The organism is Pedococcus sp. P2_F6, from assembly GCF_056403675.1.
In genome coordinates this window covers 699,399-726,055 of the sequence record NZ_JBFUEZ010000001.1, presented here as the reverse complement: position 1 = coordinate 726,055, position 26,657 = coordinate 699,399, and the positions used below count along the sequence as shown (strand labels likewise).

Below are 26,657 nucleotides of genomic sequence, written 5' to 3'. Positions count from 1 at the left end.
GCCCACCGACCGGTGCATGAGCGGCCTCTCGGACGCGGGTACTACAGCACTGGATGTAGGCATCCCGGGCATACCATCGCGAGGTGAGTGACTCCCTCAGCGCAACGACCGTCTCCCTGACCGGCGCAGACGGGGCGCAGGTCGAGGCCTACCTCGCCCGTCCGGACGGCCAGCACACCCGGGGCGGCGTGGTGGTCATCCACCACATGCCCGGTTACGACCGGGCCACCAAGGAGATGGTGCGCCGCTTCGCCGAACTCGGCTACGACACCGTCTGTCCCAACCTGTACTCCCGCGAGGCGCCGGGAGCCGACCCAGCCGATGCGGCAGCCACGGCCAGGGCGCAAGGCGGCGTGCCCGACGAGCGGTTGGTCGGCGACGTCGGTGCGGCCGCGGCATACCTGCGCGCACTCTCGACGAGCGACGGCAGGGTGGGCGTCATCGGGCACTGTTCCGGTGGTCGTCAGGCCGTGCTCGCCGCGTGCCACCTCGACGTGGACGCTGCGGTCGACTGCTACGGCGCCTTCGTCACCGGGGAACCGCCGGCGGGCTACGCCCTGAAGATCACCAACCTGGTCGACCTGCTCCCGTCGTTGGAGGCGCCCCTGATGGGGCTGTTCGGTGTCGAGGACAAGACGCCGAGCCCGGCACACGTCTCCGAGCTGGACAGTCGCCTCACCGACCTGGACAAACCGCACGAGTTCCACTCCTACGAGGACGCGGGGCACGGGTTCTTCGCCGTCGACCGCCCGAGCTACCGGGTCGCCGCGGCCAACGACGGGTGGGAGCGGATCGCCCGCTTCTTCGCCACGCACCTGAGCCCACGGGAGAGCTGACATGTGCACGTACGCCACGGTTTCCGAACAGGTCGACGGCAGTGCAAAGGGGCCCGGTGGCGAGTGGTTCCACGTCACTGATGCCACGGTCTACTACGACCACCCGGTGCACGCGATGGCCGAACACACCCTCAACATCGACCTGGCCGACCCGTCGCGTGGCCCCGGGGCGCGCCTTGCGGTCGAGCTCACTCGTGACTCCGCTGGCCGGCTGGTCCGCGCGATCGAGGCTGCCCTTGCCTCCGCACCCCCGGAGGTCTGACGAATGTCCGCGCAGGTCAACGAGATCCACATCTTCCCCGTGCATGGCGAGCCCGGTCAGGACCTGCAGGGAGCGGTCGTCGAACCCGAGGGCCTGGCCGGTGACCGGCGCAAGAAGGCCGCCGTCCAGGTGGTCGCCGCCGAGGACGTCCGGTCCGACACCCGCGCCAACCTCGTCGTGACGCTGGGCTCGGCCGAGCTGGCCGCCAGCATCGGCAGGGTGCTGCGCGTGGGCGCTGTCGAGCTGGACGTCACCGGCACGGCACGCAACTGCCCGGGCGTGTATGCCGCGGTGCGGCGACCCGGCGAGCTCTTGGTGGGCGACGCGGTGGAGGTCGTGTCCTGAGCCTCGCGGGTGAACGCGAACGGGTAGGTACGTGACGCCGGTCGGTGTCGCGGCATAAGGTCGAATCGTGCTGGGGCTGCTGGATACGGGGACACACGAGCGCGCTGTCCAACGACTCGCGGCGAGCTATCGCGCCATCCCGGCGGATGCGCCGGTCAGGCTGGCCAAGAAGACGTCCAACCTGTTCCGGGCGAGGGACGCCTCGCAGGCACCAGGGCTGGACGTGTCGGGACTCGGGGGCGTGATCGCGGTCGACGCGCAGGCCTGCACGGCGGACGTGCAGGGCATGTGCACCTACGAGCACCTGGTCGACGCGACGCTGCCCCACGGTCTCGCGCCACTGGTGGTGCCACAGCTCAAGACGATCACGCTCGGCGGCGCGGTCACCGGGTTGGGCATCGAGTCGACGTCCTTCCGCAGCGGCCTGCCCCACGAGTCGGTGTTGGAGATGGACATCCTCACCGGCTCCGGCGAGATCGTCACCGCGCGGCCCGAGGGGGAGCACGCCGACCTCTTCCACGGGTTCCCCAACTCCTACGGCACCCTCGGCTACGCCACCCGTCTGCGGATCGCCCTCGAGCCCGTGGAGCCCTTCGTGGCCCTGCGGCACCTGCGGTTCCACGACGTGGAGTCCATGGTCAGCGCGTTGGGCACGATCAGCGACACGGCTGAGCACCAAGGGGTTCGGGTGGACTACCTCGACGGCGTCGTGTTCTCCGCCACGGAGTCCTACCTCACGCTGGGGACCAGGACCGCCCAGCCTGGCCCGGTCAGCGACTACACCGGCCAGCAGATCTACTACCGCTCCATCCAGCACGACTCGCCCGAGCCCAAGGTCGACCGGCTGACCATCCACGACTACCTCTGGCGGTGGGACACCGACTGGTTCTGGTGCAGCCGGGCGTTCGGGGCCCAGAACCCCCGCCTGCGCCGACTCTGGCCGCGCCGCTATCGCCGCAGCTCGTTCTACTGGAAGCTCATCGCGCTCGACCACCGCCACGACATCGCGGACCGGCTGGAGGCCCGCAAGGGACAACCGCCACGCGAGCGGGTGGTCCAGGACATCGAAGTGCCCCTGGGCCGCACCGCCGAGTTCGTCCTCTGGTTCCTGCGCGAGATCCCGATCGAGCCGATCTGGCTGTGCCCGGTGCGCAGCAAGGGATCCTGGCCGCTCTACCCCCTCCGGCCGGGCGAGACCTATGTCAACGTCGGCTTCTGGTCCAGCGTCCCACGAGACGCCGACGGGGCGGAGGGTGCCGCCAACCGCCTCATCGAGGAGCAGGTCACCGCCCTCGATGGCCACAAGTCCCTGTATTCCGACGCCTACTACGAGGAGACTCAGTTCTGGAGGCTCTACGGGGGCGACACGTACGCCGCTCTCAAGCGACGCTACGACCCTGACGCACGACTGCTCGATCTCTACTCCAAGGCGGTGCAACGCAAGTGACGATCCTCAGGACGAACCGGTCCGACTCCCACCAGGGGTCTCAGCCTCCCCAGCGACTGTCGATGGCCCAGATCCTCGACGCGGTGTCCGCCGACGGGGTGCCGTTGCGCTTCACGGCCTTCGACGGGTCGGCCACCGGCCCGGCCGACGCGGCATACGGGCTCGACCTCAAGACCCCGCGGGGGGCGAGCTACCTCGCGACCGCGCCTGGCGACCTGGGCATGGCCCGGGCCTACGTCGCGGGCGACCTCGACCTGGTGGGCGTCCACCCGGGCGACCCCTACGAGCTGCTCAACGCGATGGGTGACCTCCACTTCAGGATGCCCCCGCCCAAGACCGCTGCGGCCATTGCCCGCTCGCTCGGCGTCGAGCTGCTCAAGCCTCCGCCGCCGCCCCCGCAGGAGGCGCTGCCACGCTGGCGCCGCGTGGCCGAGGGCCTGCGGCACAGCAAGACCCGCGACGCCGAGGCGATCCACCACCACTACGACGTGTCCAACACCTTCTACGAGTACGTCCTCGGCCCGTCGATGACCTACACGTGCGCCTGTTACCCCCATGACGGGGCCACCCTCGAGGAGGCGCAGGAGAACAAGTACCGCCTCGTCTTCGACAAGCTGCGGCTCGCCGAGGGTGACCGACTCCTCGACATCGGCTGCGGCTGGGGAGGCATGGTCCGGTATGCCGCGCGGCGGGGAGTGCGCGTCATCGGGGCGACCCTGTCGGCAGAGCAGGCGTCCTGGGCGCAGGAGGCGATTCGTCGTGAGGGTCTGCAGGACCTGGCCGAGGTGCGCCACAGCGACTACCGCGACGTGACCGAGACCGGGTTCGACGCCGTGTCGTCCATCGGGCTGACCGAGCACATCGGGGTGCGCAACTACCCGGCCTACTTCGACTTCATCAAGGGTCGGCTGCGCGACGGTGGCCTGCTGCTCAACCACAGCATCACCCGACCCCTGAACCGGCGGATGTCGACGGGAGCCTTCATCGACCGCTATGTCTTCCCCGACGGGGAGCTCACCGGTTCGGGGACCATCATCGCGGCAGCGCAGGACGCCGGTCTGGAGGTGCGCCACGAGGAGAACCTCCGGGAGCACTACGCGCGCACGCTGGCCGGCTGGTGCGCCAACCTCCGCGACAACTGGGACGCCTGCGTCGAGGAGGTCGGGGAGTCCACGGCGCGGGTCTGGGGTCTCTACATGGCTGGGTCGCGGGTGGGATTCGAGCGCAACATCGTCCAGCTCCACCAGGTCCTCGCCGTCAAGCTCGACGACCGTGGGGGAGCGGGACTGCCGCTGCGACCCTGGTGGAACGCCTAGTGGAGCAACGGCTCTCTCTCGTCACCCTCGGAGTCGAAGACCTCGAGCGGGCCGAGCGCTTCTACACAGACCTCGGGTGGGAGCGGGGCAACGACGACACTGAGGTGGTCTTCTTCCAGTGCGGCGGACTGGTCGTGGCCCTCTGGGACCGCGGCGCCCTCGCCGAGGACTCAGCGGTGGAGGACGGCGGTGGATGGGGCGGTGTGACGCTCGCGCTCAACGTCCGCAGCGCGGACGAGGTCGACGAGGTGCTCAGTGACGCAGCCGCGGCAGGCGCGGTCATCGGGCGTCCGGGCGCCGAGACGTTCTGGGGTGGCTACTCGGGAGTCTTCGTGGACCCCGACGGGCACCCGTGGGAGGTCGCGCACAACCCGTTCTGGACGGTCACCGACGACGGCCGCACCCTGCTGCGCGGCTGAAGGTCACGTGCTGCGCGTGACGCCGCACGTGCCGCATCGGCGTCGGCTGCGGGCTCTACGGTAGGAGCATGTACCTGGAGAACCTCGTCTTCGACGCCATCGATCCCCAACGGCTTGGGCAGTTCTGGGAGGCGGTCGTGGGCGGCGAGAGGCTGACCGACGAGCCTGAAGGTTACGAGACGCGACTCACCATCGAGGGTGGCCCGGTGCTCGACCTCTGCTTCCAACGCGTGCCCGAGCAACCCTCCGAACCGCTGAGACTCCACCTGGACCTCCTGGGTGGGACTCGCCAGGCCCAGCAGGTCGAGCGGTTGCTCGGGCTGGGCGCTCGACACCTCGACATCGGTCAGCGCGACGTGCCCTGGGTGGTGCTCGCCGACCCGGAGGGCAATCCCTGCTGCGTCATGGAGGAGCGGGCGGCCTACACCGACACCGGACCCATCGCGGCACTCCCGCTCGACTCCGCCGACCCCGACCGGGACGCGCAGTTCTGGTCCTGGCTGACCGGCTGGACCGAAGTGGTCGGTGTCGCGCCACGGTCCCTGCGCCACCCGTCGCTGCGCGGCCCCCTCCTGGAGCTGTGCCCTGAGGGTGCCCCCAAGGGGACGGCCAAGAACAGGCTTCACCTGGACGTCCGGCTGGAAGCGGGAGAGGACCCCGACGAGGTCGGGGCAGCCATCGCCGAGCGTGGCGGCGGCCTGCTCCACACGAACTGGGGCGAGCTCCCGTGGCGCTCCTACACCGACCCGTCCGGCAACGAGTTCTGCGTGCTTCCAGCGCGGTCGTGAGGACCGGCCACCCGTCAGCGGGGCTGTGGCGTCCTCGGACGGCTGGCCTGAGGATCAGCTGCCGACCTCCGCCGTCTGCACCGCCTCCGTCGCGGAGGGAGCCGTCGTCGGGGTCTGGTTCACGTCCTCGACCAGCGGTGACAGCAGCTCGGTGCCCAGCCACGCGCGCGGGATGCCGAACGCGTCCACGAGCTCCTGCGCGTGCGGTCGCAGGGCTGCGCAGAGGTCGTTGACGGCTGCCGTGACCTGCTTGCTGCGCGCCGGCGTGATGCGCCCGTGCTCGAGGAACCAGCCCTTGTCGGCCTCGATGGTGCTGAGGGCATAGAGGTCGCACACCCGATCCAGCGTCTGGGCGGCCGCGGGGTCGTCACAGGCGTCGATCGCCGCGACGAACGACTCGAGGATGGTCCGCTCGACGTGGGCGCGGGCCGCCTCGATGACGTGGTCCTGGGCCTGGTTGAAGACGTCGAACAGTTGCGCCCCCGGCTTGCCGGCCTTGCGCAGCCGCAGGGCCAGCGTCTCCAGCAGGTGCTTCTCCCGGTCCTCGAACAGGTCGAGCTGCCAGCCGCGGTCGGTCGGCCCCTTCTCGCTGTCGCGGCCGGGTGCGGTGGCGATGAGGCGCTGGATGAGGCCTCGGGCCGACGTCCGCTCGATGACGGCCCCGGCAAACTGCCGGGCGCCGAACCTGACCATGCCGAACGTGTCGAGGTCGCCGAAGGCGTCGCGGTAGTCGGTGAGCAGGCCCTTGGCCACCAGCTGGAGCAGCACCGTGTTGTCACCCTCGAACGTGGTGAACACGTCGGTGTCGGCCTTGAGCGCCGGGAGCCGGTTGACCGCAAGGTAGCCGGCGCCTCCGCACGCCTCTCTGCAGGTCTGGATCGTCGCTGTCGCGTGGGCCGTGGCGACGGCCTTGATGCCGGCCGCCCGGGCCTCGAGCTCGCGTTGCTGGTGCTCGTCGGGGGCCTCACCGGAGGTCAGCACGTCGTGCATGAGCGACACCAGGTCGTTCTGCGCGACAGCCAGGGCGTAGGACTTGGCCAGCGCCGGGAGCAGCTTGCGCTGGTGCACCCGGTAGTCGAGCAGGATCACCTCGCCGTCGCCGCCGGGAGGGGCGAACTGGCGCCGGTGACCGGCATACGTGATCGCCAGGGTGAGCGCACTGCGGGTCGCCGCACCCGCGCCGCCCGCCACGCTGATCCGCCCGCGCACCAGGGTGCCGAGCATCGTGAAGAACCTGCGAGTCTGGTTCTCGATGGGGGAGGTGTAGGTGCCGTGCTCGTCGATGTCGCCATAGCGGTTGAGCAGGTTGGTCCGAGGCACCCGGACCTGGTCGAAGGTGAGCCGGCCGTTGTCGACACCGGGGAGTCCCTCCTTGGCGCCGCAGTCGCCGATGGTCACCCCGGGCATCGCTGCTCCCGAGTCGTCCCGGATGGGCACGAGCACGCAGTGGACGCCGTGGCTCTCGCCACCGGTGACCAGCTGGGCGAAGACTGCGGCCATCCGTCCGTCGCGGGCGGCGCCGCCGATGTAGTCCTTGCGGGAGCGCAGGTCTGGGGTGTGCACCACCAGCTCGTCGGTGTCGGGGTCGTAGGTCGCGGTGGTGCCGAGTGACTGGACATCGGAGCCGTGTCCTGTCTCCGTCATCGCGAAGCAGCCCGGCAGCGTCGCGTCGATGATCGACGGCAGGTAGGCCGTGTGGTGCCGCTGCGTGCCGAGGTTCGCCACCGCGCCGCCGAACAGGCCCCAGTGCACGCCCGCCTTGACCATCAGCGACAGGTCGGCATGCCCCAGCAGCTCGAACGCCGTGACCGATCCGCCGAGGTCGCCGTTGCCGCCCATCGAGGTCGGGAAGCCGCGCTTGGCGTGCCCGGTGGCGGCCAGGGCCTGCACCTGCTCGGCGATCCTGGCGCGGTAGGACTCCAGGTCCAGGGGCTCGGTCGGTGGAGCGAAACGCTCGGGGTCGAGGTCCGTTCGGGCCTCCTCGCGGATCGCCGCCCACCGACCGTCGAGGGTCCTCTGCAGTGCATTGGCGAGCGTGGTCATGAGTCCTCCTGCGTGTCGGGCGCGGGGTCGGCTGGCCAGGCCGCGGACAAGCCGCCCCAGGCCAGGTCGGTGAGGTGTTCGGTGAGCTCCCGGCGGCTCATAGCCGAGTCGGTGAGCCAGCGGTCGGCGGCGGCACGCACCATGCCGACCAACCCGGCGCCCCAGACGGGAGCGGGTGCGCTGCTGCGCCCGGCGCGGTCCAGGGCCTCGCCGATGACCTCGGTCATCTGCGCGGCGATGTGGTCGGTCACCATCGCCGCCGGGTCGCCTGACGGCTTGTCCAGCAGGGGTGCGGTGACGACGAACCGGTAGACCTCGGGATCCTTCTCGACGAGCGTGAGGTAGGCATCGACCGCTCCAGCGACCAGGGCGCGTGGGGAGAGCTCCACGGTGGTGAGATCGCCACCGGTGACGTCGCCCTCGACGTTGCGAGCCAGAGCGAGGTTGCGCAGGATCAGCGCGTCGACGCTCTCGCAGACTGCGGCATACAGGCCCTGCCGGTCCGTGAAGTGGCGGTAGATCACGGTCTTGGAGGTGCCGGCGACAGCTGCGATGTCGTCCATCCCGACCCCGGCGCCGTGCTGGCGGATCGCGCGCAGCGTGGCGTCGACGAGCTCGCGCCGACGGATCGCCCGGTGCTGGTTCCACCGGGTGTTGCGGCCGTCGGGGCTCGGCGTCGAGGCGTCCGTGGTCGTGGTCACAGGTCGTGACAGTAGCAGGTACTGGGCGTACCTGCTACTGTCCGTATCAGTTACCTGTCCCACAGTCGGACCCACCTCAGGAGTACTCGTGGCCCCCTCGTCAAAGCCCGCCCGCTCGGTCGGCCAGCCCCGCCGCGCTGCCGTCATCGGCGGCAACCGCATCCCCTTCGCGCGGCAGAACGCCGCCTACGCCAAGGCCACCAACCAGGACATGCTGACCGCAGCCATCGAGGGTCTGGTGGCCAGGCATGGGCTTGCAGGGGAGCGGGTGGGCGAGGTCGCTGCCGGCGCCGTACTCAAGCACTCGCGCGACTTCAACCTCACCCGCGAGTCCGTCCTCGGGTCCAGCCTGTCGGCCCGGACGCCGGCCTACGACGTGCAGCAGGCCTGTGGCACCGGCCTCGAGGCGGCGATCCTGGTGGCCAACAAGATCGCCCTCGGCCAGATCGACTCGGGCATCGCGGGCGGCACCGACACGGCGTCCGATGCCCCCATCGCCGTCAACGAGGGGCTGCGCGAGACGCTGCTGACCCTCAACCGCGCCAAGACGCCCGGGCAGCGGGTCAAAGCCCTGACAGGCCTGCGCCCCGGCCAGCTGGTCCCCGAGATCCCGCGAAACGTCGAGCCGCGCACCGGGCTGTCCATGGGTGAGCACATGGCACAGACTGCCAAGCAGTGGGGGCTCACCCGCGAGGCGCAGGACGAGATCGCCGCGGCGTCGCACCAGAACCTTGCCGCGGCCTACGAACGCGGCTTCTTCGACGACCTCGTGACGCCGTTCCTCGGGCTGACGCGCGACCAGAACCTGCGCGCCGACTCCACCGTCGAGAAGCTCGCCAAGCTCACCCCGGTCTTCGGCAAGGGCGACGGCGCCACCATGACGGCGGGCAACTCGACGCCGCTCACGGACGGAGCCTCCGCCGTGCTGCTCGGTTCCGACGAGTGGGCTTCAGAGCACGGGCTCCCCGTCCTCGCGCACCTGTTGGACGCACAGACCGCAGCCGTCGACTACGTCACCGGCAACGAGGGACTGTTGATGGCCCCGGCCTACGCCCTGCCGCACCTGCTCGAGCGTCAGGGGATGAAGCTTCAGGACTTCGACCTGGTCGAGATCCATGAGGCCTTCGCCGCGACCGTGCTCACGACCCTGGCGGCCTGGGAGAGCGAGGAGTTCTGCCGCGACCGGCTGGGTCTGGACGCGCCGATCGGTGCACTGGACCGCACGAAGCTCAACGTCAACGGATCCTCGCTGGCCGCGGGTCACCCGTTCGCCGCGACCGGCGGGCGCATCGTCGCCTCGCTCGCGAAGATGTTGCACGAGAAGGGATCTGGGGCACGCGGCCTGATCTCGATCTGCGCCGCTGGTGGCCAGGGCGTCATGGCGATCCTCGAGGCCGCCTGATGGCCGGCACCTACGCCGGCATCGTCAACAGCCGACTTGGCACGAGGCTGGCGGCTCAGCTCGGCCTGCCCCGCCCCGCACGACTGCGCAGGTATGCCGTGGGAGCGCCACTCATCGACGGCCCCGTCCTCGTCGGCGGCCTGGGCGCCGCACCAGTGGCGGCGCGAGTCCGCGACCTGCTCAAGCTCGAGGGGGTCGACGCCGTGGACGAGCTGCCGTCCGGCGGCCGTGTCGCGGCTGTCGTCGCCGACCTGACCGAGGCCCGGGAGCCCGCCGACCTCGAGGTGCTGCGGGCTCTCGTGGGCCCGGCGCTCAAGGGTGTCCAGCCGAGCGGCCGGGTCATCGTCGTGGGTCGGGACCCCCACGGCGCCAGCACTTTCGCCGAGGCCGCCACGCGACGAGCGCTCGAAGGGATCACGCGGTCGATCGGCAAGGAGCTGCGGGCCGGAGCGACCGCCAACCTCGTCCTCGTCGACGAGGGATCGGACGTCAACGTCGACGCAGCGGTGCGGTTCCTGCTGTCCGGCCGCGCGGCATACGTCGACGGTCAGGTCGTTCGAGTCGGTGGCGGCGCGCCGAAGGAACCTGAGGACTGGGCGAAGCCGCTGGCGGGCAAGGTGGCCGTGGTCACCGGTGCGGCCCGGGGGATCGGTGCGTCCATCGCTGACGTGCTCGCGCGGGACGGCGCGACCGTGGTCTGCATCGACATCCCGGGTGCGGGGGACTCGCTGGCCAGGACCGCCAACCGGGTCGGGGGCACCGCCCTCCAGCTCGACGTGACCGCCGCTGACGCGGGGCACCGGATCCTTGACCACGCCACTCGCCGGCACGGCGGCCTCGACATCGTCGTGCACAACGCCGGCATCACCCGTGACAAGCTGCTCGCCAACATGGACGAGGCGCGCTGGGCCTCGGTGCTCGACGTCAACCTCGGTTCGATCCTGCGGATGAACGAGGTCCTCCTCGGGGTCGGCGGCGTACGCGATCGTGGCCATGTCGTGCTGGTGTCGTCCATCGCCGGCATCGCCGGGAACCGCGGGCAGACGAACTACGGAGCCTCGAAGGCAGGAGTGATCGGACTCGTCGACGCGATGTCTGCGGACGAGGCGCTTCGGGCGCGGGGCATCACGGTCAACGCGGTGGCGCCGGGCTTCATCGAGACGGAGATGACGGCCAAGGTGCCGTTCGCGACGCGCGAGGTGGGGCGGCTGCTCAACTCGCTCAGCCAGGGTGGGCTGCCGGTGGACGTCGCCGAGACGATCGCCTGGTTCAGCCAGGACGCCAACGCCGGGGTCACCGGCAACGTCGTCAGGGTCTGTGGCCAGAGCCTGCTGGGCGCCTGACATGACCGTCCGGACATTGACCGAAGCCCCTTCACTGGCACCACTGTTCGCCAAAGCGACGCTCACCCAACGAGGTCGGGGCGGTGAGCTGCCCGACACGGTCTGGCGCCGGGAGGGAGTGGTGGTGGACCGCGACCACCTCCTCGCCTACGACAAGGTGTGCGGGTTCACCGGAGGCGACGTCCTGCCGCACACCTATCCGCACGTGCTGGGCTTCCCGCTCCAGGTCGCGCTGATGGCAGATCGGTCCTTCCCCCTGCCACTGCCGGGTCTGGTGCACCTCGAGAACCAGATCACGCTCCACCGGCGCCTCACGGCAGACGACCCCCTGACCATCTCTGTGCACGCCGAACGCCTGCGACCGCACCCCAAGGGGCGCCTGGTGGACCTGGTCACCGAGGTGGACGTCGAGGGCGTGCGAGTCTGGGACGGTCGAAGCACCTACCTCCGGCGCGGCAGCGGCGACGTGTCCGCGCCGCGGGCACAGGACGCGCCGAGCCTGCCGCAGGGTGGGCCCGCTGGCCTCATCCGCGTCCCCGAGGGACAGGGCCGGGCGTATGCCGCGGTGTCCGGCGACGTGAACCCGATCCACCTGCACGCCTTGAGCGCCAAGGCGATGGGCTTTCCCCGAGCCATCGCGCACGGCATGTGGACAGCGGCCCGCACCCTGGCGGTCCTCGGGCAGCGGTCGACCGAACCCTCGACGACGCACGTCTGGTTCGCCAAGCCGGTGCTGCTGCCGAGCACGGTCGAGGTCGTCGTCGATGATGCGGGCGCCACCGTCGTCGCCGGGCTGCGCTCGACCCGCGACCCGTCGACCACACACCTGACGATGTCGTTCGCGTCGGGCCACCACGCGGGCTGAGGGGCGATCGGGCGGGAGCGGTCGGCCCGCTTCGTCATGCGTTGACGTCCCCTCTAGTGTCGGGGGATGGAGACTCCCGCCGACCGGCGGCCGCCGGCGTCGTGGCTGTACACGGTTCGCGAGGACGCGGCTGGGTGGGTCCGAGCCGGACGCGAGGCCGTGCGGCATGCCGGCCCTGAGCGGGACACGGCCCTGCTGATGGGCAAGGCCGCTCTGGCGACGGTGCTCGCCTGGCAGTTCGCGGTGCGAGTGCTTCACAGCCCGTCACCGTTCTACGCGCCCATGGCGGCGCTGCTCGTCGTCGACCGGACGATCTTCCGGTCCCTGTGGGCGAGTGGTCAGCGAGTCCTGGCGGTCGTCGTGGGGATGAGTGCCGCGTGGCTCGTGGGATCGCTGGTCGGCGTGCACTGGTGGACGATGCTGCCCGTCCTCTACCTGGGGCTGCTCATCGCTCGGTGGCGTCGCCTCGGGGACCACGGGATCCAGGTCCCGACGATGGTGCTGCTGTCCCTGCTGACCGTCGGCGGGACCGATGTGGAGTTCACGTACCTCACGATCGTCGAGACCCTGGCCGGTGGTGTCATCGGCGTGCTCACCAACGCGATCGTCCTGGCCCCCCTGCACATCAGGCAGCCGCGGGAGCAGATCCGCGCGCTCACCGGCCGGGTCTGCCAGCTGCTCAACGACATCGCCGCGGGACTGCGAGACGGCTGGGACAGCGACATGGCGCACCAGTGGTACGACACCAGCACCGACATCATCCAGCTGGCGCCCCGCATCCAGAGCGAGATCGAGACCGGGCGGGAGAGCACGAAGTTCAACCCCCGTGACAACCTGCACGGGCTGGAGGTCGACTGGGTCGGCTACTCCCACACCGTGGAAGCGATCCGGCGCAGTCAGTGGCAGCTGTCCGGGATCGCCCGGACGCTCGTGGACGCCGCGGACGAGGAGGAGAGCCAGCCAGCACCCAGCCAGCGCTTCCTCGAGAGCTATGCCGAGGCCCTGGACGAGATCGCCGGTGCGATCGGCCACTTCGGACTGCCCGAGGACGCGGAGCGGGAGGCTGTCGCCACCTACCTGCGCTCCGCGGAGGAGATCCTCGCCCGACTGGGCAACGAGGTCCGCACCAGCGAGCTCGAGAACCCCGAGGCGTGGCCCGCCTACGGCGCCATGCTCCTCGACGCGCAACGGCTCATCCGCGAGCTCGAGGTACGAAGCCACCAGGCCGTGATGCCGACCGACAGCGGACCCATCCGGAAGCCTCCACGCCGGATCGTCGGGCTGTGACCCAGACGCAGACCCGCCGGTGAGCACACGCTGACCCCAACGGTGACCTAGTCGGCCGGGGCCAGTCGCTTGGCGAAGTACCGGGCCAGGTCCGAGTCGGCGTAGTGCCCGAAGCGCACCGTCGGCTCGTAGCCACTGGCCTCGTAGAGCGCGATGGCGTCAGGCTGCATGGTCCCCGTCTCCAGGACGAGCACGTCCGTCCCGGACTGGCGAGCCGTGTCCTCGAGGAAGGCCAGCACCCGGCGAGCGAAGCCTCGACGCCGACCCGACGGAGCGACGTACATCCGCTTGATCTCCGCCACGGCGGCACCGTCGAACACGGTCGCGAGGTCCGGTCGGCGACGCCAGCCACCCATCGCGACGCCGTTTCCGTCCAGGGTGCCGAGCGCGAACAGCCCCTGTGGCGGTTCGAACTCGGAGGGGTCGACCGGTGAGTCGTCGGGTCCGCCGTAGATGACGATGTAGTGGGCCTGCACCTCGTCGACGAGGCGCTGGACCCGCAGGTCCGCGAACGGCACCGGGCCGACCAGCAGCGCCTCGGAACCAGGCTGTGGCCGAGGCGCTGCTGGCACTGTCATGGCCTCAGGCGACGTCGAACCGGTCGAGGTCCATGACCTTGGCCCAGGCCGCCACGAACTCCTGCACGAAGCGGTCTCCCGCGTCGTTGCTGGCGTAGACCTCGGCGAGGGCACGCAGCTCGGAGTTGGATCCGAACACAAGGTCTGCCCGGGTGCCCGTCCAGCGGACCTCGCCCGACGCGCCCCGACCCTCGAACGTCGAGGCGTCCTCGGACGTCGAGCTCCACTGGGTGCCGAGGTCCAGCAGGTTGACGAAGAAGTCGTTCGTCAGCGTGCCGGGGGCGTCGGTCAGGACGCCGTGCCGCGAGCCGTCGTAGTTCGCCCCGAGGACGCGCAGGCCGCCGACGAGGACGGTCATCTCCGGGGCGCTCAGGGTGAGCAGGTTGGCGCGGTCGACGAGCTGGTACTCGGCGCCCAGCCGTGAGCCCTTGCCGGCGTAGTTGCGGAAGCCGTCGGCCCGGGGCTCGAGGTAGGCGAAGGACTCGACGTCGGTCTGCTCCTGGGTCGCATCGACCCGACCCGGCGTGAACGGCACCTCGACCGTGTGACCCGCTGCCTGCGCAGCGTGCTCGACGCCGACGCCGCCCGCGAGCACGATGAGGTCGGCGAGCGAGACCTGGCGCCCGCCACGCGAGTTGAAAGACTCCTGGACACCCTCGAGCGTGCGCAGCACGGTCGCGAGCTGTGCGGGGTTGTTGACCTCCCAGCCGTTCTGCGGGGCGAGCCGGATGCGGGCACCGTTGGCGCCGCCGCGCTTGTCGCTGCCACGGAAGGATGACGCCGCAGCCCACGCCGTGGACACCAGCTGGGTCACGCTGAGTCCTGTCTCGGCCACGAGCCGCTTGAGCTCGGTCACGTCCTCAGCCGTCACCACCTCACCGGTCGGCGCCGGGAGCGGGTCCTGCCACAGCAGGACCTCGCTGGGCACCTCGGGACCGAGGTAGCGGGCCAGTGGGCCCATGTCGCGGTGCGTCAGCTTGAACCACGCACGGGCGAAGGCGTCGGCGAACTCCTGCGGGTTCTCGAGGAAGCGGCGCGAGATCTGCTCGTAGACGGGGTCGACGCGCAGGGCGAGGTCGGTGGTGAGCATGTTGGGCGCGATGCGCCTGGACGAGTCGTGGGCGTGGGGCGTCGTGCCCTCACCGGCGCCGTCCTTGGGCTTCCACTGGTTGGCGCCCGCGGGACTCTTGGTGAGCTCCCACTCGAAACCGAACAGGTTCTCGAAGAAGTTGTTGTCCCACTGCGTCGGGGTCATCGTCCAGGTGACCTCGATACCACTGGTGATGGCGTCGGGGCCCGCGCCGGTGCCGAAGCTGTTCTTCCAGCCCAGGCCCATCTGCTCGAGTCCTGCGCCCTCCGGCTCGTCGGAGACGTGTGCCTCGGGGTCGGCCGCACCGTGGGTCTTGCCGAAGGTGTGGCCGCCGGCGATGAGGGCGACGGTCTCCTCGTCGTTCATCGCCATCCGCTTGAACGTCTCGCGGATGTCGCGGGCCGACGCGAGGGGGTCGGGGTCCGCGTTCGGGCCCTCCGGGTTGACGTAGATCAGGCCCATCTGGACGGCGGCGAGCGGGCTCTCCAGCTCGCGGTCACCGGTGTAGCGCTCGTCCCCAAGCCACTCGGTCTCCGGACCCCAGTAGACGTCCTCGTCGGGCTCCCAGACGTCAGGGCGACCACCGGCGAAGCCGAAGGTCTGGAAGCCCATGGACTCGAGGCTGACGTTGCCGGCCAGCACCATGAGGTCGGCCCATGACAGGTTGCGGCCGTACTTCTTCTTCACCGGCCACAGCAGGCGGCGGGCCTTGTCGAGGTTGGCGTTGTCCGGCCAGCTGTTGAGGGGCGCGAACCGCTGCTGACCAGCACCGGCGCCGCCGCGGCCGTCCTGCACGCGGTAGGTGCCCGCGCTGTGCCAGGCCATCCGGATCATGAGCGGGCCGTAGTGGCCGAAGTCGGCCGGCCACCAGTCCTGGGAGGTGGTGAGGAGCTCGGCGATGTCGCGCTTGACCTCGGCGAGGTCGAGGGAGCTGAACGCCTGGGCGTAGTCGAAGTCCTCGCCGTAGGGGTTCGCGACGGCGGGGTTCTTGGCCAGGATCCGGAGGTTGAGGCGCTCGGGCCACCACCCCCGGTTGCCGCCGCCCTGGACGGGCTCGGGGGCCCGTCCGTGCACGACAGGGCACTTCTGCTCGCTCTCGTTCATCTCGGCGAGCTGGGTCTCGTGGTCCCCGGTCTGGCTTGCGCCATGGATTTCGTTGTCGGACATTGCTTCCTTCCGGACGTGGTGTCGAGGGTTCAGGCGGTTGGGTGGTCAGGCTGTGGGTTGCTCAGGCGCTGGGATTGCGCGGGCTGGAACAGGTGGCGCACAGGCCCCGGTAGACGACCTCGGCCTCGTCGATGGTGAAGCCGTGGTCGTCCGACGGGGCAAGGCAGGGGGCTGCGCCGACGGCGCAGTCGACGTCGGCGATGGCGCCGCAGGACCGGCAGACGACGTGGTGGTGGTTGTCGCCCACGCGGGACTCGTACCTCGCCACCGAGCCGGGCGGCTGGATGCGGCGCACGAGGCCGGAGCGGGTGAGGGCGTGCAGGCAGTCGTAGACCGCCTGGTGGGAGACCTCCGGCACGTCGCGTCGCGCCGCGGCGATGAGCGAGTCGGTGTCGGAGTGGGGGTGCGCGTGCACCGCACCGAGGACTGCCACCCGGGGCCGCGTCACCCGCAGGCCCACGTCCCGCAGCATCTGCGGGAGGTCGCCTGCGCGGACGACGGACGGTGGGGTCACGTCCCGGAGTCTGGCCCGGTTTCTGGAACGAGTCAAGAATTCTGGGACGGCTGTCCCAGCCTGCGGAACAACTCCCGCGCGGGTGCCCGCGCCCGGCCGATAGCATCGGTATGCCGCGTGCTGACGTCCGCACGCGGCATACCCAGTCATCCACCCCAGGAGTGAGCACCGTGTCTGCCGAGATCACCGTCACCGTCGCCGGAAGCGAGCGATCGGTGCCGGAGCAGACGACTGCCGCTGAGCTCTTCGAGGGTGACCGCGCCGTGCTCGTGGCCCGGGTCAACGGTGAGCTGCGCGACCTCGCCCACGCCCTCGCAGAGGGCGACGTCGTCGAGCCCGTGACCGCGCAGGAGCAGGACGGGCTGGACGTGCTGCGGCACAGCGCCGCCCACGTCCTGGCCCAGGCCGTCCAGGAGCTCAACCCCAAGGCCAGGCTCGGCATCGGACCGCCGGTGCGTGACGGGTTCTACTACGACTTCGACGTGGCCGAGCCGTTCCAGCCCGACGACCTCAAGGCGCTCGAGAAGGTCATGCAGCGCATCGTCAACGAGGGCCAGACCTTCGTGCGCCGCGAGATCAGCGACGCCGACGCTGCCGTCGAGCTCGCCGACGAGCCCTACAAGGTCGAGCTCATCGGTCTCAAGGGTGGCGCGGCCGGCGAGCAGGCAGAGGGTGCGGACGTCGAGGTGGGGGGCGCGCAGCTGACCATCTACGACAACCTCAAGCGCGACGGCTCACGCGCCTGGGGCGACCTGTGCCGCGGCCCGCACGTGCCCTCGACCAAGGTGCTCGGCAACGCCTTCAAGCTGATGCGCAGCGGTGGCGCCTACTGGCGGGGGAGCGAGAAGAACCCCCAGCTGCAGCGCGTCTACGGCACCGCCTGGCCCACCAAGGACGAGCTCAAGGCCTACCTCGACCGGCTCGCCGAGGCCGAGCGCCGTGACCACCGCAAGATCGGGGCGGAGCAGGACCTGTTCAGCTTCCCCGACGAGCTCGGGTCTGGCCTGGCCGTCTTCCACCCCAAGGGCGGGGTGATCAAGCGGGAGATGGAGGACTACGTCCGCCGCAGGCACATCGAGGAGGGTTTCCAGTACGTCGGCACCCCCCACATCAGCAAGGACGGGCTGTTCCACACCTCGGGGCACCTGCCCTACTACGCGGACACCATGTTCCCGCCGATGGAGTTCGAGGGCACCGAGTACCGCCTCAAGGCGATGAACTGCCCCATGCACAACCTCATCTTCCGCTCGCGCGGTCGCTCCTACCGCGAGCTGCCGTTGCGGCTGTTCGAGTTCGGGTCGGTCTACCGGTTCGAGAAGTCCGGCGTCGTGCACGGCCTGACCCGCGTGCGTGGCATGACCCAGGACGACTCGCACTCCTACGTCACCGCCGAGCAGGCACCGGGCGAGATCAAGCACCTGCTGAACTTCGTGCTCTCGCTGCTGCGCGACTTCGGCATGGACGACTACTACCTCGAGCTGTCCACCCGCGAGACCGAGGGCGACAAGAAGGACAAGTTCATCGGCTCGGACGAGCAGTGGGAGCACGCGACCGACGTCCTGCGCGACGTCGCCACCGAGTCCGGCCTCGAGCTCGTCCTCGACCCGGGTGGCGCGGCCTACTACGGCCCGAAGATCTCGGTGCAGGCACGCGACGCGATCGGCCGCACCTGGCAGATGTCGACCATCCAGTACGACTTCAACCAGCCGGAGCGTTTCGGGCTGGAGTACCAGGCGGCCGACGGCTCCCGGCAGCAGCCGGTGATGATCCACTCGGCGAAGTTCGGGTCGATCGAGCGCTTCCTCGGTGTGCTCGTGGAGCACTATGCGGGCGCGTTCCCGCCCTGGCTCTCACCCGTGCAGGTGCTCGGGGTGCCCGTGGCCGACGAGTTCTCGCCCTACCTGCACGACGTGGCGGACCAGCTGCGCCGCAAGGGGATCCGGGTCGAGATCGACGATTCCGACGACCGGTTCCCCAAGAAGATCCGCAACGCGTCGAAGTCCAAGGTCCCCTTCGTGCTGATCGCCGGGGACGAGGACCGCGGTGCCGGCGCGGTGTCGTTCCGCTACCGCAACGGCGAGCAGAAGAACGGGGTGCCCGTCGACGAGGCGATCGCCGAGATCGTCGCCGCGGTCGAGGCCCGCGTCCAGGTCTGACGGACGATGACCGACGCGCTCGAGCCCGACACCGACTTCGCCGGGGTGCAGGACGGCTTCGAACGGCTCTGGACACCGCACCGGCTCGCCTACATCACGGGGGAGCGGCCGAGCGAGGACGCGGGTGACGGCTGCCCGTTCTGTGTCGCCCCGGCCAAGGACGACCAGACCGGCCTCATCGTGCACCGCGGCGTGAGCTGCTACGTCGTCATGAACCTGTTCCCCTACAACCCCGGCCACGTGCTCGTGTGTCCTTACCGCCACGCCTCGCTCTACGTCGACCTGACCGACGAGGAGACCACGGAGTTCGCCTTGCTGACCAAGCAGGTCATTGCCGCCATCGACACTGCCTCCGGCCCGCACGGTTACAACATCGGCATGAACCAGGGGGCGGTCGCCGGTGCGGGTGTGCAGGCCCACCTGCACCAGCACATCGTGCCGAGGTGGGGTGGCGACTCGAACTTCCTGCCGGTCATCGGACAGACGAAGGCGCTGCCGATGCTGCTCGAGGACGTGCGCTCACGGCTCGTCGCAGCGTGGCCGGGTGCGGCAGGCGCTCCAGCGGCAGGAAGCTGAGCAGGCACACCACTAGCGGCAGGAAGTGGATCTTCAGCATGACGTAGGTGCTGAGGTGGAAGCCCGCCCAGAAGAGGAGCGCGGCGTACAGCGCCTTTCCCCTGAGCCACAACAGGACCGGTGAAGTGAACTCGGCCACGAGCACGATCCACTGCAGGGCGTGCGTGAGGGTCGGATGGGCGCCCACCCAGGGACCGATGCCGTTCGGCCGTCGGGTCAGCGCCCAGATCAGGGTGGCTCCGTTGGCCCAGCCCCTGCCGCCGAAACGCATCTTGGCGCTGGCCGACAGGAAGTAGATCGACACGGCCCCGATCTGCACCATGCGGATCGCCCAGCCAGCGGCCTGCGACCTCACGTCGACATCGCGCAGGCGGGCCCGCCCGACCGTCGGCAGCACGAACAGCGCGACGACCAGGGCGAAGTGGTCGTGGTCGACCTTGGAGTAGGAGAAGGCGTTGCTCACCCAGTCGAGCATCCCGACCGCGCAGACCCATCCCGCCAGCCGCGGCAGCCGGCCCGTGAAGGCGACCGCGGAGCTCACCAGGATCACCGCCAGGAGCACCCTGACGTAGGTGTGCGACGGCGCGGGCAGGAGCAGCAGCGAACGCACCTCGAGGCCGCGGTAGAGGCTCGGCGGGACGTCGCCGTGGGGGATGGGGTCGGTCACGATCCACAGCACGTCGGGCCACACGAAGGCGTAGACGGCGAGCCGCAGCCACGCCACGCGCGCGAGCGAGATCTCCGGCGCGAGGAACTTCTCGACGATGGAGCGTTCGACGGCAGGGCGTTCCATCGGGGAGTGTTCCAGGCGGCTCACGGCGCACCACCAGGTATGCCGCTCGGCTGGGGACGCAGCGGGTGGCGGACCTGCCACGTGGCCAGGGTGCGGACGGTGGCAGCCCCCGTGCCGATCTGGGTTGAGGTGTTGCGCAGGTAGAGGACCGCGTAGGCCGCCTCGCGCGGGAGCCGGCGCGCATGCAGCACGGCGATGTCCTGGAGGAGCTCGGGGCGCTCGATGATGCGGGGGGCCTGTCCTTCGATCTCGGCGCGCTCGATGCCGATCTTCTCCTTGGACAGCGGCACCCGCACCACTTCGCCGTCCACGGTCAACGCATCCAACGTCAACGAGTTGATGACCCCGTCGTTCCGCACCGAGAACGCGTACTGCGACATGGGGGCGAAGGGCCACCAGCTGTCGTTGCCCACCCAGGTCCCCAGACAGACCGTCGTCACCACGGCGGCGGTCACGGCCAGCCGCCACAGCACGGCATACGGGCCGAGCCGGGTGGTCGGCCCCCTCATGCTCCCCTCACGCGGTCATGGTCCCATGCGGGTGACAGACTGAGGACATGGACATGGTGACGGGGAGCGAGCGGGGCCTGCTCATCTTCGACGGCGACTGCGGGTTCTGCACGACCAGCGCGCGGTTCGCCACGCGCTGGGTGGACCGCCGCGACCGCTACGACGTCCAGCCGTGGCAGCAGGTGGAACTCGGTCGGTTCGGGCTCACCGAGCAGGACTGCATCGAGGCGGCCCAGTTCGTCCGCCCGGACGGGACCGTCGTGGCCGCCCACCTCGCCATCGCAGAGGGGCTCAAGCAGGGAGCCCCGTTCTGGCGGCCACTCGGCCACCTCGTCACACTGCCGGGCATCAGCCGGCTGGCTGGTCGGGTCTACACGTGGGTGGCCGACCACCGCTACGCGCTGCCGGGAGGCACTCCCGCCTGCGCGCCCACACACGTGTCCGTCAGCGGTTCTGCGGGGACGGCGGCTCGGTCTCAGTAGGCTGACCCCACCATGCTCAACAAGTACGCACGCGCCCTCTTCACGAAGATCTTCACGCCGGTCGCCCGACTGTTCCTCAAGCTGGGGATCAGCCCGGACGTCGTGACGATCGTCGGCACGCTCGGCGTCTGCGTCGGCGCGCTGGCCTTCTACCCCCGGCACGAGTTCTTCTGGGGCACCATCGTCATCACCCTGTTCGTCTTCTCCGACACCGTCGACGGCGTGATGGCGCGGATGTCCGGCCGCTCCGGCAAGTGGGGCGCCTACCTCGACTCCACGCTCGACCGCGTGGGCGACTCGGCCATCTTCGGGGGCCTCGTGCTCTGGTATGCCGGCAGCGGCGACGACTTCCTGATGGCCGGGCTGGCGCTGGCCTGCCTCATCCTCGGCAGCGTGGTGTCCTACGCCAAGGCACGGGCCGAGGGGCTGGGCTTCACCGCGAACGTCGGGATCGCGGAGCGCGCCGACCGGTTGGTCGCCGTCCTCGTGGTGACCGGACTGGTGGGTCTGGGGCTGCCCGAGGTCGTCCTCGCCGTCGTACTCGCCCTGCTCGCCGTCGCCAGCCTCGTCACGGTGTTCCAGCGCATGCTGCTCGTGCGTCGGCAGGCCCTGGTCGAAGCCTCCTGAGCGGCCACGCGACGTGACCGGCTTCGGCGACCTCCTGGCCGTCAGCGGCTACCGCCTCGGGTGGGGCACTGTGCGTCGGCTGCCCGAGCGCACGGCATACACAGTCTTCGAGCAGATCGCCGACCTGACGGTGGCTCGTGGCGGCAAGGGCGTGCAGCGCCTGAGGAGCAACTACGCGCGGGTGCGCCCCGAGCTCGACGGCGCGGAGCTGGACGCACTGGTGCGCGAAGGGATGCGCTCGTACCTGCGGTACTACTGCGAGGCCTTCCGGCTGCCCGACCGCACCCCGGAGCAGATCGCGGCGTCGGTGCGGGTCGAGGGGGACGGGCCCGTGCGGGCCGAGCTCGCCGCGGGCCGACCGGTCGTGTGCTTCCTCGGCCACCTCGGCAACTGGGACCTGGCCGGAGCCTGGGGCACCAAGGAGATCGGTCCCGTCGTCACCGTCGCCGAGCGGCTCGAGCCCGAGGAGGTGTATGCCGAGTTCCTCGCCTTCCGTGAGTCGCTGGGCATGACGATCCTGCCGCTGACGGGCGGGGGCGACGTGTTCGCGCAGCTGCGGGGGCACCTGACGAAGCCGGTGCTCATGCCACTGCTTGCCGACCGCGACCTGACCGACCGGGGCATCGAGGTCGACCTGTGCGGTCACCGTTCGAAGATGGCGGCGGGTCCGGCGGCGCTGTCGCTGGGCACCGGTGCGGCGCTGCACCCGGTCTCGATCCACTACGAGCGAGTCGAGGGGTCGAGCTGGAAGCACCGCATCGTGATCACCTGGCACGACCGGGTCGAGGTGCCGGCGACCGGCACGACACGGGCCAAGGCCGTCGCGATGACGCAGCAGTGCGCCGACGCACTCGGCGCCGCGATCGTGGAGCACACCGCCGACTGGCACATGCTCCAGCGGGTGTTCCTCGAGGACCTCGAGCCGCGACCCGAGCAGTCAGCGCGACCCGGCCAGGCGCAGGGGAGCTGGCCGTGAGGATCGGCATCGTGTGTCCTTACTCCTTCGACGTGCCCGGCGGGGTGCAGTTCCACGTCCGCGACCTGGCCGAGCACTTCCTGGGGCAGGGGCACCACGCCTCGGTCCTCGCCCCGGCCGACGAGGACACCCCGCTGCCCGACTACGTCGAGTCGGTGGGCCGAGCCGTTCCCGTGCGCTACAACGGCTCGGTGGCCCGGCTGAACTTCGGGCCGCTGACCGCCTCGCGGGTCGGGCGCTGGCTCGAGGCGGGCGACTTCGACGTGTTGCACATCCACGAGCCGGTGACGCCCAGCATCGCCCTGCTCGCGCTGTGGTCGGCGGAGGGCCCGGTCGTGGCAACCTTCCACACCTCCAACCTGCGGTCGCGGGCGATGCAGGCTGCTTACCCGCTGCTGCGCCCGAGCCTGGAGAAGATCAACGGGCGGATCGCCGTCTCCGAGGACGCCCGGCGCACGGTCACGACCCACCTGGGTGGTGACGCGGTCGTCATCCCCAACGGCGTCAACGTGGCGCGGTTCGCCGACGCCGTGCCGGCTGCCAGGTGGACCGGCACCGAGTCGGCGCCCACGATCGCCTTTCTCGGGCGGATCGACGAGCCCCGCAAGGGTTTGCCCGTGCTGGCGGCGGCGATGCCCGCGGTGCTGGCGAAGCATCCCGGAGCCCGAGTCCTGGTCGCGGGACCGGGTGACGTCCAAGCCGCTCGCGAACGCCTCGAACCGTCCGTGGCGGCTGCCACCGACTTCCTGGGCATGGTCAGCGACGAGGACAAGGCCGTGCTCCTGTCGTCCGTCGACCTCTACGTCGCCCCGCACACCGGGGGAGAGAGCTTCGGCATCGTGCTCGTCGAGGCGATGAGTGCAGGGGCGCCCGTGGTGGCCAGCAACCTGCCGGCCTTCGTCCGGGTCCTCGACGGAGGACACGCCGGCGCGACCTTCACCAACGAGGACAGTGCCGACCTGGCCCGACAGCTGCTGCGCCTGCTGGGCGATCCGGGGGAGCGCGAGCGGCTGGGGGAGGCCGGGCACCGCCGGGCCTGGGTCTTCGACTGGTCGGTCGTCGCCGAGGACGTCATGGCGGTCTACGACACGGTCACCCATGGCTCCGAGGACGCGCGGTCGGACCCGGCCGCCGACACCCGGTGGACGCGGCTGCTCCGCGGTCGCAGGGGAGGGGAGGCGTGATGGACTCTCTGACGTGGGGCGTCGTGGTCGTCGCAGTGCTGCTCGGCGTCGCCTGGTACCTCTCCTACAGCGCAGCCCGGCTCGACCGGCTGCACACGCGCGCCGAGGGTGCGTTGTCCGCTCTCGACGCCCAGCTGGTCCGCCGAGCCGAGGCGACGCTGGAGCTGGCCAACTCGGGAGCCCTCGACCCGGCCAGCGCGCTGATGCTGGCGGGCGCCGCGTCGGAGTCCCTGGAGGCCCACAACGAGCGTGCCCTCGAGGAGGACCTCCTCGACGGCCAGAGCTTCGGCGCACGGGAGGTGCTGGAGAGCGACCTGACCGAGGCGCTCCAGGCGGCGCTCACGGCCGACGTGGTGGCTGACATCCGGGGGGGTCACGCCGACGCCCTCGGGGCGAGCAGCCTGCAGCGGGTCGAGGCAGCCGGCGTGCGCGTGCAGCTGGCCAGGCGCTTCCTGAACGACGCGGTGACCGACGTGCAGCGGGTCCGCCGCAAGTGGGTGGTCCGCTGGTTCCGGTTGGCCGGCCACGCCGACCTGCCCCGTACCGTCGAGTTCGACGACGAGCTCCCACCCGCCGTGCGGGACTGAGCCGCGGTCGGGACGCCGCGGCATACCAACTAACATTGGTGCCGAAGCGCGTTCCCTGCGCTGCGCCCTGAACAGATCTGGAGTAGGTCCGCCATGTCCGCCGAGAGCAACCCCGTCGAGAGCACAGCCACGCAGCCCACCACCGGCACGTCACGCGTCAAGCGGGGGATGGCCGAGATGCTCAAGGGCGGCGTCATCATGGACGTCGTCAACGTCGAGCAGGCCAAGATCGCCGAGGACGCCGGCGCCGTCGCCGTGATGGCCCTCGAGCGGGTCCCCGCCGACATCCGCGCCCAGGGTGGCGTGTCGCGCATGTCCGACCCCGACATGATCGACGGCATCATCGAGGCCGTGTCGATCCCGGTGATGGCCAAGGCCCGCATCGGTCACTTCGTCGAGGCCCAGGTGCTGCAGTCCCTGGGGGTCGACTACATCGACGAGTCCGAGGTTCTGACCCCGGCCGACTACGCCAACCACATCGACAAGTGGAACTTCACGGTTCCCTTCGTCTGCGGTGCGACCAACCTCGGCGAGGCCCTGCGCCGCATCACCGAGGGCGCGGCGATGATCCGCTCCAAGGGTGAGGCCGGCACCGGCGACGTCTCCAACGCGACCACCCACATGCGCCAGATCCGCCAGCAGATCCGCAGGCTCCAGGGCCTGCCCGAGGACGAGCTGTTCGTCGCGGCCAAGGAGCTCCAGGCGCCGTACGACCTGGTCAAGGAGGTCGCCGAGCTGGGCAAGCTCCCCGTCGTGCTGTTCACCGCGGGCGGCATCGCGACCCCGGCCGACGCCGCGATGATGATGCAGCTCGGCGCCGAGGGCGTGTTCGTCGGCTCCGGCATCTTCAAGTCCGGCAACCCGGCCCAGCGCGCCGAGGCCATCGTGAAGGCGACGACCTTCTTCGACGACCCCGACGTCATCGCCAAGGTCTCGCGCGGCCTCGGTGAGGCGATGGTCGGCCTCAACGTCGACGAGATCCCCGAGCCGCACCGCCTCTCCGAGCGCGGTTGGTGACCGGCCCGTCCCACAGCTGACAGAGCACGGCGCCCGGTGGCCAACCACCGGGCGCCGTCCTGTCCGATGACCTGTCAGGTGACGGTGCTGCGGGCGCGGAACTCCTCGCGCTCGAACTCGCGTCCCTCGAGCACCGCCGCCACGTGCTCCGCCGCCGCCACCACGTCGGCGTGCGAGAGGTAGAGGGGGCTGAACCCGAGCCGCACGATGTCGACCTCACGGAAGTCGCCGATCACGCCGCGCGCGATGAGGGCCTGCACCACGGCATACGCCTCGGGGTGCCGCAGGCTCACCTGCGAGCCGCGCCGCGCCTCCTCGCGTGGCGTCGCGAGCGGCAGGTCGACACCCAGGGCGTCCAGCGCCTCGATGAACAGTCCTGTCAGTGACAGTGAGCGGGCGCGCACCTCCTCGATCGAGAGCCCGTCGTATGCCGTGAGCGCACCTTCCAGCGTCAGCAGGCTGAGCAGGGGAGCCGTGCCGACCCTGGCCCTCGTGATGGTGGCCGCGGGGGCGTAGTCGGTGGACATCCCGAACGGGCTGGCGTGGCCCTGCCAGCCGGACAGGACGTTCTCGAAGTCGCCCAGGTGCTCACGCCGGACGTAGATGAACGCGGGGGCGCCGGGGCCGCCGCTGAGGTACTTGTAGCCGCAGCCCACCGCGAGGTCTGCGCCGCCATCGTCGAGCCCGACCGGCATCGCACCGGCCGAGTGGCAGAGGTCCCAGCACACAAGGGCGCCGACGCCGTGGGCGGCGCGGGTGAGGGCCGGCAGGTCCCACTGCTTACCCGTGCGGTAGTCGACCTGCGAGTAGGCCGCCAGCGCCAGCGAGTCACCCAGCTCCGCGATGCGCGCGGGCGCCTCGGGGGTGGGCACGAGCTCGAGGGTCAGGCCGAGCAGCTCGCAGGCGGACCGGGCGATGTAGACATCCGTGGGAAAGGAGTCGGGGTCGGTCAGCACCGTGCTCCGGCCCGGGCGCAGGCGCGAGGCGGCGACGATGGCCTTGAAGAGGTTGACGGACGTGGAGTCGGTGACGACGACCTGGCCCGGCGCCGCACCGACCAGCGAGCCGATGCGGTCACCGACCCGCTCGGGCGCACCCCACCAGTCCGACTCGTTCCATGCACGGATGAGCTGCTCTCCCCACTGGCGGGCGACCACGTCGGCGGCCGTCTCGGCCGCAGCGACGGACAGGGCGCCGAGGGAGTTGCCGTCGAGGTAGATGACCCCCTCAGGGATCCGGAACGCGCTGCGTCGGTCGGTGGAGGAGTGCTGGGCATCGAGGTCGCGAGCGCGGGTGGTGAGGTCGGTCATGCCCCGAAACCTATAGGTGGGCGGTGCGGTGATGTCA

General features: G+C 70.5%; 27 protein-coding genes. 19 read left to right on the top strand and 8 right to left on the bottom strand.

Annotated elements, in window-relative coordinates; genetic code table 11:
* The first annotated feature begins 83 nt into the window (after positions 1–83).
* The 7 genes from AC1DWP_RS03445 (at position 84) to AC1DWP_RS03415 (ending at position 5,413) form a co-directional block, all read left to right on the top strand.
* A complete protein-coding gene (locus AC1DWP_RS03445; protein WP_477613041.1) occupies positions 84–836 on the top strand; it encodes a dienelactone hydrolase family protein in 753 nt (250 codons plus the stop codon).
* A gap of 1 nt (position 837) precedes the next feature.
* On the top strand, positions 838–1,098 hold the full coding sequence (locus AC1DWP_RS03440; RefSeq protein WP_477613040.1) for a DUF6295 family protein: 261 nt from the start codon (positions 838–840) through the stop codon (positions 1,096–1,098).
* A 3-nt stretch (positions 1,099–1,101) separates the two neighbouring features.
* Positions 1,102–1,443 carry a hypothetical protein gene (locus tag AC1DWP_RS03435; protein WP_477613039.1) on the top strand — a complete coding sequence of 114 codons (342 nt, stop codon included), beginning with the start codon at positions 1,102–1,104 and terminating at the stop codon, positions 1,441–1,443.
* Positions 1,444–1,510: 67 nt separating this feature from the next.
* Entirely contained in the window at positions 1,511–2,890 is a 1,380-nt protein-coding gene (locus tag AC1DWP_RS03430) for an FAD-binding oxidoreductase (protein WP_477613038.1), read from the top strand.
* A 62-nt stretch (positions 2,891–2,952) separates the two neighbouring features.
* On the top strand, positions 2,953–4,206 hold the full coding sequence (locus AC1DWP_RS03425) for a class I SAM-dependent methyltransferase (RefSeq protein WP_477613037.1): 1,254 nt from the start codon (positions 2,953–2,955) through the stop codon (positions 4,204–4,206).
* Positions 4,206–4,625, top strand: coding sequence for a VOC family protein (locus AC1DWP_RS03420; protein WP_477613036.1), 420 nt, complete (start codon positions 4,206–4,208; stop codon positions 4,623–4,625). Before AC1DWP_RS03425 ends, AC1DWP_RS03420 begins: the two co-directional genes overlap by 1 nt.
* A 68-nt stretch (positions 4,626–4,693) precedes the next feature.
* Entirely contained in the window at positions 4,694–5,413 is a 720-nt protein-coding gene (locus AC1DWP_RS03415; RefSeq protein ID WP_477613035.1) for a VOC family protein, read from the top strand.
* 54 nt (positions 5,414–5,467) lie between these two features.
* Here the strand turns inward: AC1DWP_RS03415 and AC1DWP_RS03410 are convergent, their stop codons facing one another.
* Both AC1DWP_RS03410 and AC1DWP_RS03405 read right to left on the bottom strand, forming a co-directional pair.
* Positions 5,468–7,456 carry an acyl-CoA dehydrogenase family protein gene (locus AC1DWP_RS03410; RefSeq protein ID WP_477613034.1) on the bottom strand — a complete coding sequence of 663 codons (1,989 nt, stop codon included), beginning with the start codon at positions 7,454–7,456 and terminating at the stop codon, positions 5,468–5,470.
* Positions 7,453–8,157 carry a TetR family transcriptional regulator gene (locus tag AC1DWP_RS03405; RefSeq protein WP_477613033.1) on the bottom strand — a complete coding sequence of 235 codons (705 nt, stop codon included), beginning with the start codon at positions 8,155–8,157 and terminating at the stop codon, positions 7,453–7,455. Before AC1DWP_RS03405 ends, AC1DWP_RS03410 begins: the two co-directional genes overlap by 4 nt.
* Before the next feature lie 88 nt (positions 8,158–8,245).
* Here AC1DWP_RS03405 and AC1DWP_RS03400 point away from each other — a divergent pair, with 88 nt between their 5' ends.
* The 4 genes from AC1DWP_RS03400 (at position 8,246) to AC1DWP_RS03385 (ending at position 13,054) form a co-directional block, all read left to right on the top strand.
* Complete coding sequence (locus AC1DWP_RS03400; protein ID WP_477613032.1) at positions 8,246–9,559, top strand: acetyl-CoA C-acetyltransferase; 1,314 nt, start codon at positions 8,246–8,248, stop codon at positions 9,557–9,559.
* The gene (locus AC1DWP_RS03395; RefSeq protein ID WP_477613031.1) at positions 9,559–10,902 is read left to right on the top strand and encodes a 3-oxoacyl-ACP reductase; all 1,344 of its coding nucleotides are present in this window, start codon (positions 9,559–9,561) and stop codon (positions 10,900–10,902) included. Before AC1DWP_RS03400 ends, AC1DWP_RS03395 begins: the two co-directional genes overlap by 1 nt.
* 16 nt (positions 10,903–10,918) lie before the next feature.
* On the top strand, positions 10,919–11,767 hold the full coding sequence (locus AC1DWP_RS03390; protein ID WP_477613030.1) for a MaoC family dehydratase: 849 nt from the start codon (positions 10,919–10,921) through the stop codon (positions 11,765–11,767).
* Between the two features lie 66 nt (positions 11,768–11,833).
* Positions 11,834–13,054 (top strand): FUSC family protein, encoded by a 1,221-nt coding sequence (locus AC1DWP_RS03385; protein ID WP_477613029.1) that lies wholly within the window; start codon positions 11,834–11,836, stop codon positions 13,052–13,054.
* Positions 13,055–13,101: 47 nt separating this feature from the next.
* On the opposite strand, the gene AC1DWP_RS03380 is transcribed toward AC1DWP_RS03385, so the two are convergent.
* From AC1DWP_RS03380 to AC1DWP_RS03370, 3 genes are all read right to left on the bottom strand, one after another.
* Positions 13,102–13,632, bottom strand: coding sequence for a GNAT family N-acetyltransferase (locus AC1DWP_RS03380; protein WP_477613028.1), 531 nt, complete (start codon positions 13,630–13,632; stop codon positions 13,102–13,104).
* Between the two features lie 4 nt (positions 13,633–13,636).
* Complete coding sequence (gene katG, locus AC1DWP_RS03375) at positions 13,637–15,826, bottom strand: catalase/peroxidase HPI (RefSeq protein ID WP_477613426.1); 2,190 nt, start codon at positions 15,824–15,826, stop codon at positions 13,637–13,639.
* Between the two features lie 124 nt (positions 15,827–15,950).
* Positions 15,951–16,361, bottom strand: coding sequence for a Fur family transcriptional regulator (locus AC1DWP_RS03370; protein WP_477613425.1), 411 nt, complete (start codon positions 16,359–16,361; stop codon positions 15,951–15,953).
* Between the two features lie 212 nt (positions 16,362–16,573).
* Here AC1DWP_RS03370 and thrS point away from each other — a divergent pair, with 212 nt between their 5' ends.
* Both thrS and AC1DWP_RS03360 read left to right on the top strand, forming a co-directional pair.
* Positions 16,574–18,559 (top strand): threonine--tRNA ligase, encoded by a 1,986-nt coding sequence (thrS, locus tag AC1DWP_RS03365; protein ID WP_477613027.1) that lies wholly within the window; start codon positions 16,574–16,576, stop codon positions 18,557–18,559.
* A 6-nt stretch (positions 18,560–18,565) separates the two neighbouring features.
* A complete protein-coding gene (locus AC1DWP_RS03360) occupies positions 18,566–19,135 on the top strand; it encodes an HIT family protein (protein ID WP_477613026.1) in 570 nt (189 codons plus the stop codon).
* Here the strand turns inward: AC1DWP_RS03360 and AC1DWP_RS03355 are convergent.
* Positions 19,032–19,952: a hypothetical protein gene (locus AC1DWP_RS03355; RefSeq protein ID WP_477613025.1), complete on the bottom strand. Its 921-nt coding sequence runs from the start codon at positions 19,950–19,952 to the stop codon at positions 19,032–19,034. The two genes, AC1DWP_RS03360 and AC1DWP_RS03355, sit on opposite strands and share 104 nt — an antisense overlap.
* Positions 19,949–20,437 (bottom strand): hypothetical protein, encoded by a 489-nt coding sequence (locus AC1DWP_RS03350; RefSeq protein WP_477613024.1) that lies wholly within the window; start codon positions 20,435–20,437, stop codon positions 19,949–19,951. Before AC1DWP_RS03350 ends, AC1DWP_RS03355 begins: the two co-directional genes overlap by 4 nt.
* A gap of 47 nt (positions 20,438–20,484) precedes the next feature.
* Between AC1DWP_RS03350 and AC1DWP_RS03345 the strand changes: the two genes are divergently transcribed.
* The 6 genes from AC1DWP_RS03345 to pdxS all read left to right on the top strand — a co-directional run bounded on the left by AC1DWP_RS03345 (position 20,485) and on the right by pdxS (position 25,310).
* The gene (locus AC1DWP_RS03345) at positions 20,485–20,919 is read left to right on the top strand and encodes a thiol-disulfide oxidoreductase DCC family protein (RefSeq protein ID WP_477613023.1); all 435 of its coding nucleotides are present in this window, start codon (positions 20,485–20,487) and stop codon (positions 20,917–20,919) included.
* A gap of 12 nt (positions 20,920–20,931) precedes the next feature.
* Entirely contained in the window at positions 20,932–21,546 is a 615-nt protein-coding gene (pgsA, locus tag AC1DWP_RS03340; RefSeq protein ID WP_477613022.1) for a phosphatidylinositol phosphate synthase, read from the top strand.
* A gap of 13 nt (positions 21,547–21,559) precedes the next feature.
* Complete coding sequence (locus tag AC1DWP_RS03335; protein ID WP_477613021.1) at positions 21,560–22,522, top strand: phosphatidylinositol mannoside acyltransferase; 963 nt, start codon at positions 21,560–21,562, stop codon at positions 22,520–22,522.
* Positions 22,519–23,706 (top strand): glycosyltransferase family 4 protein, encoded by a 1,188-nt coding sequence (locus AC1DWP_RS03330; RefSeq protein ID WP_477613020.1) that lies wholly within the window; start codon positions 22,519–22,521, stop codon positions 23,704–23,706. Before AC1DWP_RS03335 ends, AC1DWP_RS03330 begins: the two co-directional genes overlap by 4 nt.
* The gene (locus AC1DWP_RS03325; protein WP_477613019.1) at positions 23,706–24,293 is read left to right on the top strand and encodes a hypothetical protein; all 588 of its coding nucleotides are present in this window, start codon (positions 23,706–23,708) and stop codon (positions 24,291–24,293) included. The genes AC1DWP_RS03330 and AC1DWP_RS03325 overlap by 1 nt, the downstream gene beginning before the upstream one ends.
* A 93-nt stretch (positions 24,294–24,386) precedes the next feature.
* A complete protein-coding gene (gene pdxS, locus AC1DWP_RS03320; RefSeq protein WP_477613018.1) occupies positions 24,387–25,310 on the top strand; it encodes a pyridoxal 5'-phosphate synthase lyase subunit PdxS in 924 nt (307 codons plus the stop codon).
* Between the two features lie 74 nt (positions 25,311–25,384).
* On the opposite strand, the gene kynU is transcribed toward pdxS, so the two are convergent.
* Positions 25,385–26,620 (bottom strand): kynureninase, encoded by a 1,236-nt coding sequence (kynU, locus tag AC1DWP_RS03315; RefSeq protein WP_477613017.1) that lies wholly within the window; start codon positions 26,618–26,620, stop codon positions 25,385–25,387.
* Positions 26,621–26,657: the final 37 nt, after the last annotated feature.

Coding starts and splice junctions, on each gene's coding strand:
- AC1DWP_RS03440 (WP_477613040.1), top strand. CDS start 838: ATGTGCACGTACGCCACGGTTTCCGAACAGGTCGACGGCAGTGCAAAG.
- AC1DWP_RS03435 (WP_477613039.1), top strand. CDS start 1,102: ATGTCCGCGCAGGTCAACGAGATCCACATCTTCCCCGTGCATGGCGAG.
- AC1DWP_RS03425 (WP_477613037.1), top strand. CDS start 2,953: ATGGCCCAGATCCTCGACGCGGTGTCCGCCGACGGGGTGCCGTTGCGC.
- AC1DWP_RS03415 (WP_477613035.1), top strand. CDS start 4,694: ATGTACCTGGAGAACCTCGTCTTCGACGCCATCGATCCCCAACGGCTT.
- AC1DWP_RS03410 (WP_477613034.1), bottom strand. CDS start 7,456: ATGACCACGCTCGCCAATGCACTGCAGAGGACCCTCGACGGTCGGTGG.
- AC1DWP_RS03395 (WP_477613031.1), top strand. CDS start 9,559: ATGGCCGGCACCTACGCCGGCATCGTCAACAGCCGACTTGGCACGAGG.
- AC1DWP_RS03385 (WP_477613029.1), top strand. CDS start 11,834: ATGGAGACTCCCGCCGACCGGCGGCCGCCGGCGTCGTGGCTGTACACG.
- AC1DWP_RS03380 (WP_477613028.1), bottom strand. CDS start 13,632: ATGACAGTGCCAGCAGCGCCTCGGCCACAGCCTGGTTCCGAGGCGCTG.
- katG (WP_477613426.1), bottom strand. CDS start 15,826: ATGAACGAGAGCGAGCAGAAGTGCCCTGTCGTGCACGGACGGGCCCCC.
- AC1DWP_RS03370 (WP_477613425.1), bottom strand. CDS start 16,361: ATGCTGCGGGACGTGGGCCTGCGGGTGACGCGGCCCCGGGTGGCAGTC.
- AC1DWP_RS03360 (WP_477613026.1), top strand. CDS start 18,566: ATGACCGACGCGCTCGAGCCCGACACCGACTTCGCCGGGGTGCAGGAC.
- AC1DWP_RS03350 (WP_477613024.1), bottom strand. CDS start 20,437: ATGAGGGGGCCGACCACCCGGCTCGGCCCGTATGCCGTGCTGTGGCGG.
- AC1DWP_RS03345 (WP_477613023.1), top strand. CDS start 20,485: ATGGACATGGTGACGGGGAGCGAGCGGGGCCTGCTCATCTTCGACGGC.
- pgsA (WP_477613022.1), top strand. CDS start 20,932: ATGCTCAACAAGTACGCACGCGCCCTCTTCACGAAGATCTTCACGCCG.
- AC1DWP_RS03325 (WP_477613019.1), top strand. CDS start 23,706: ATGGACTCTCTGACGTGGGGCGTCGTGGTCGTCGCAGTGCTGCTCGGC.
- pdxS (WP_477613018.1), top strand. CDS start 24,387: ATGTCCGCCGAGAGCAACCCCGTCGAGAGCACAGCCACGCAGCCCACC.
- kynU (WP_477613017.1), bottom strand. CDS start 26,620: ATGACCGACCTCACCACCCGCGCTCGCGACCTCGATGCCCAGCACTCC.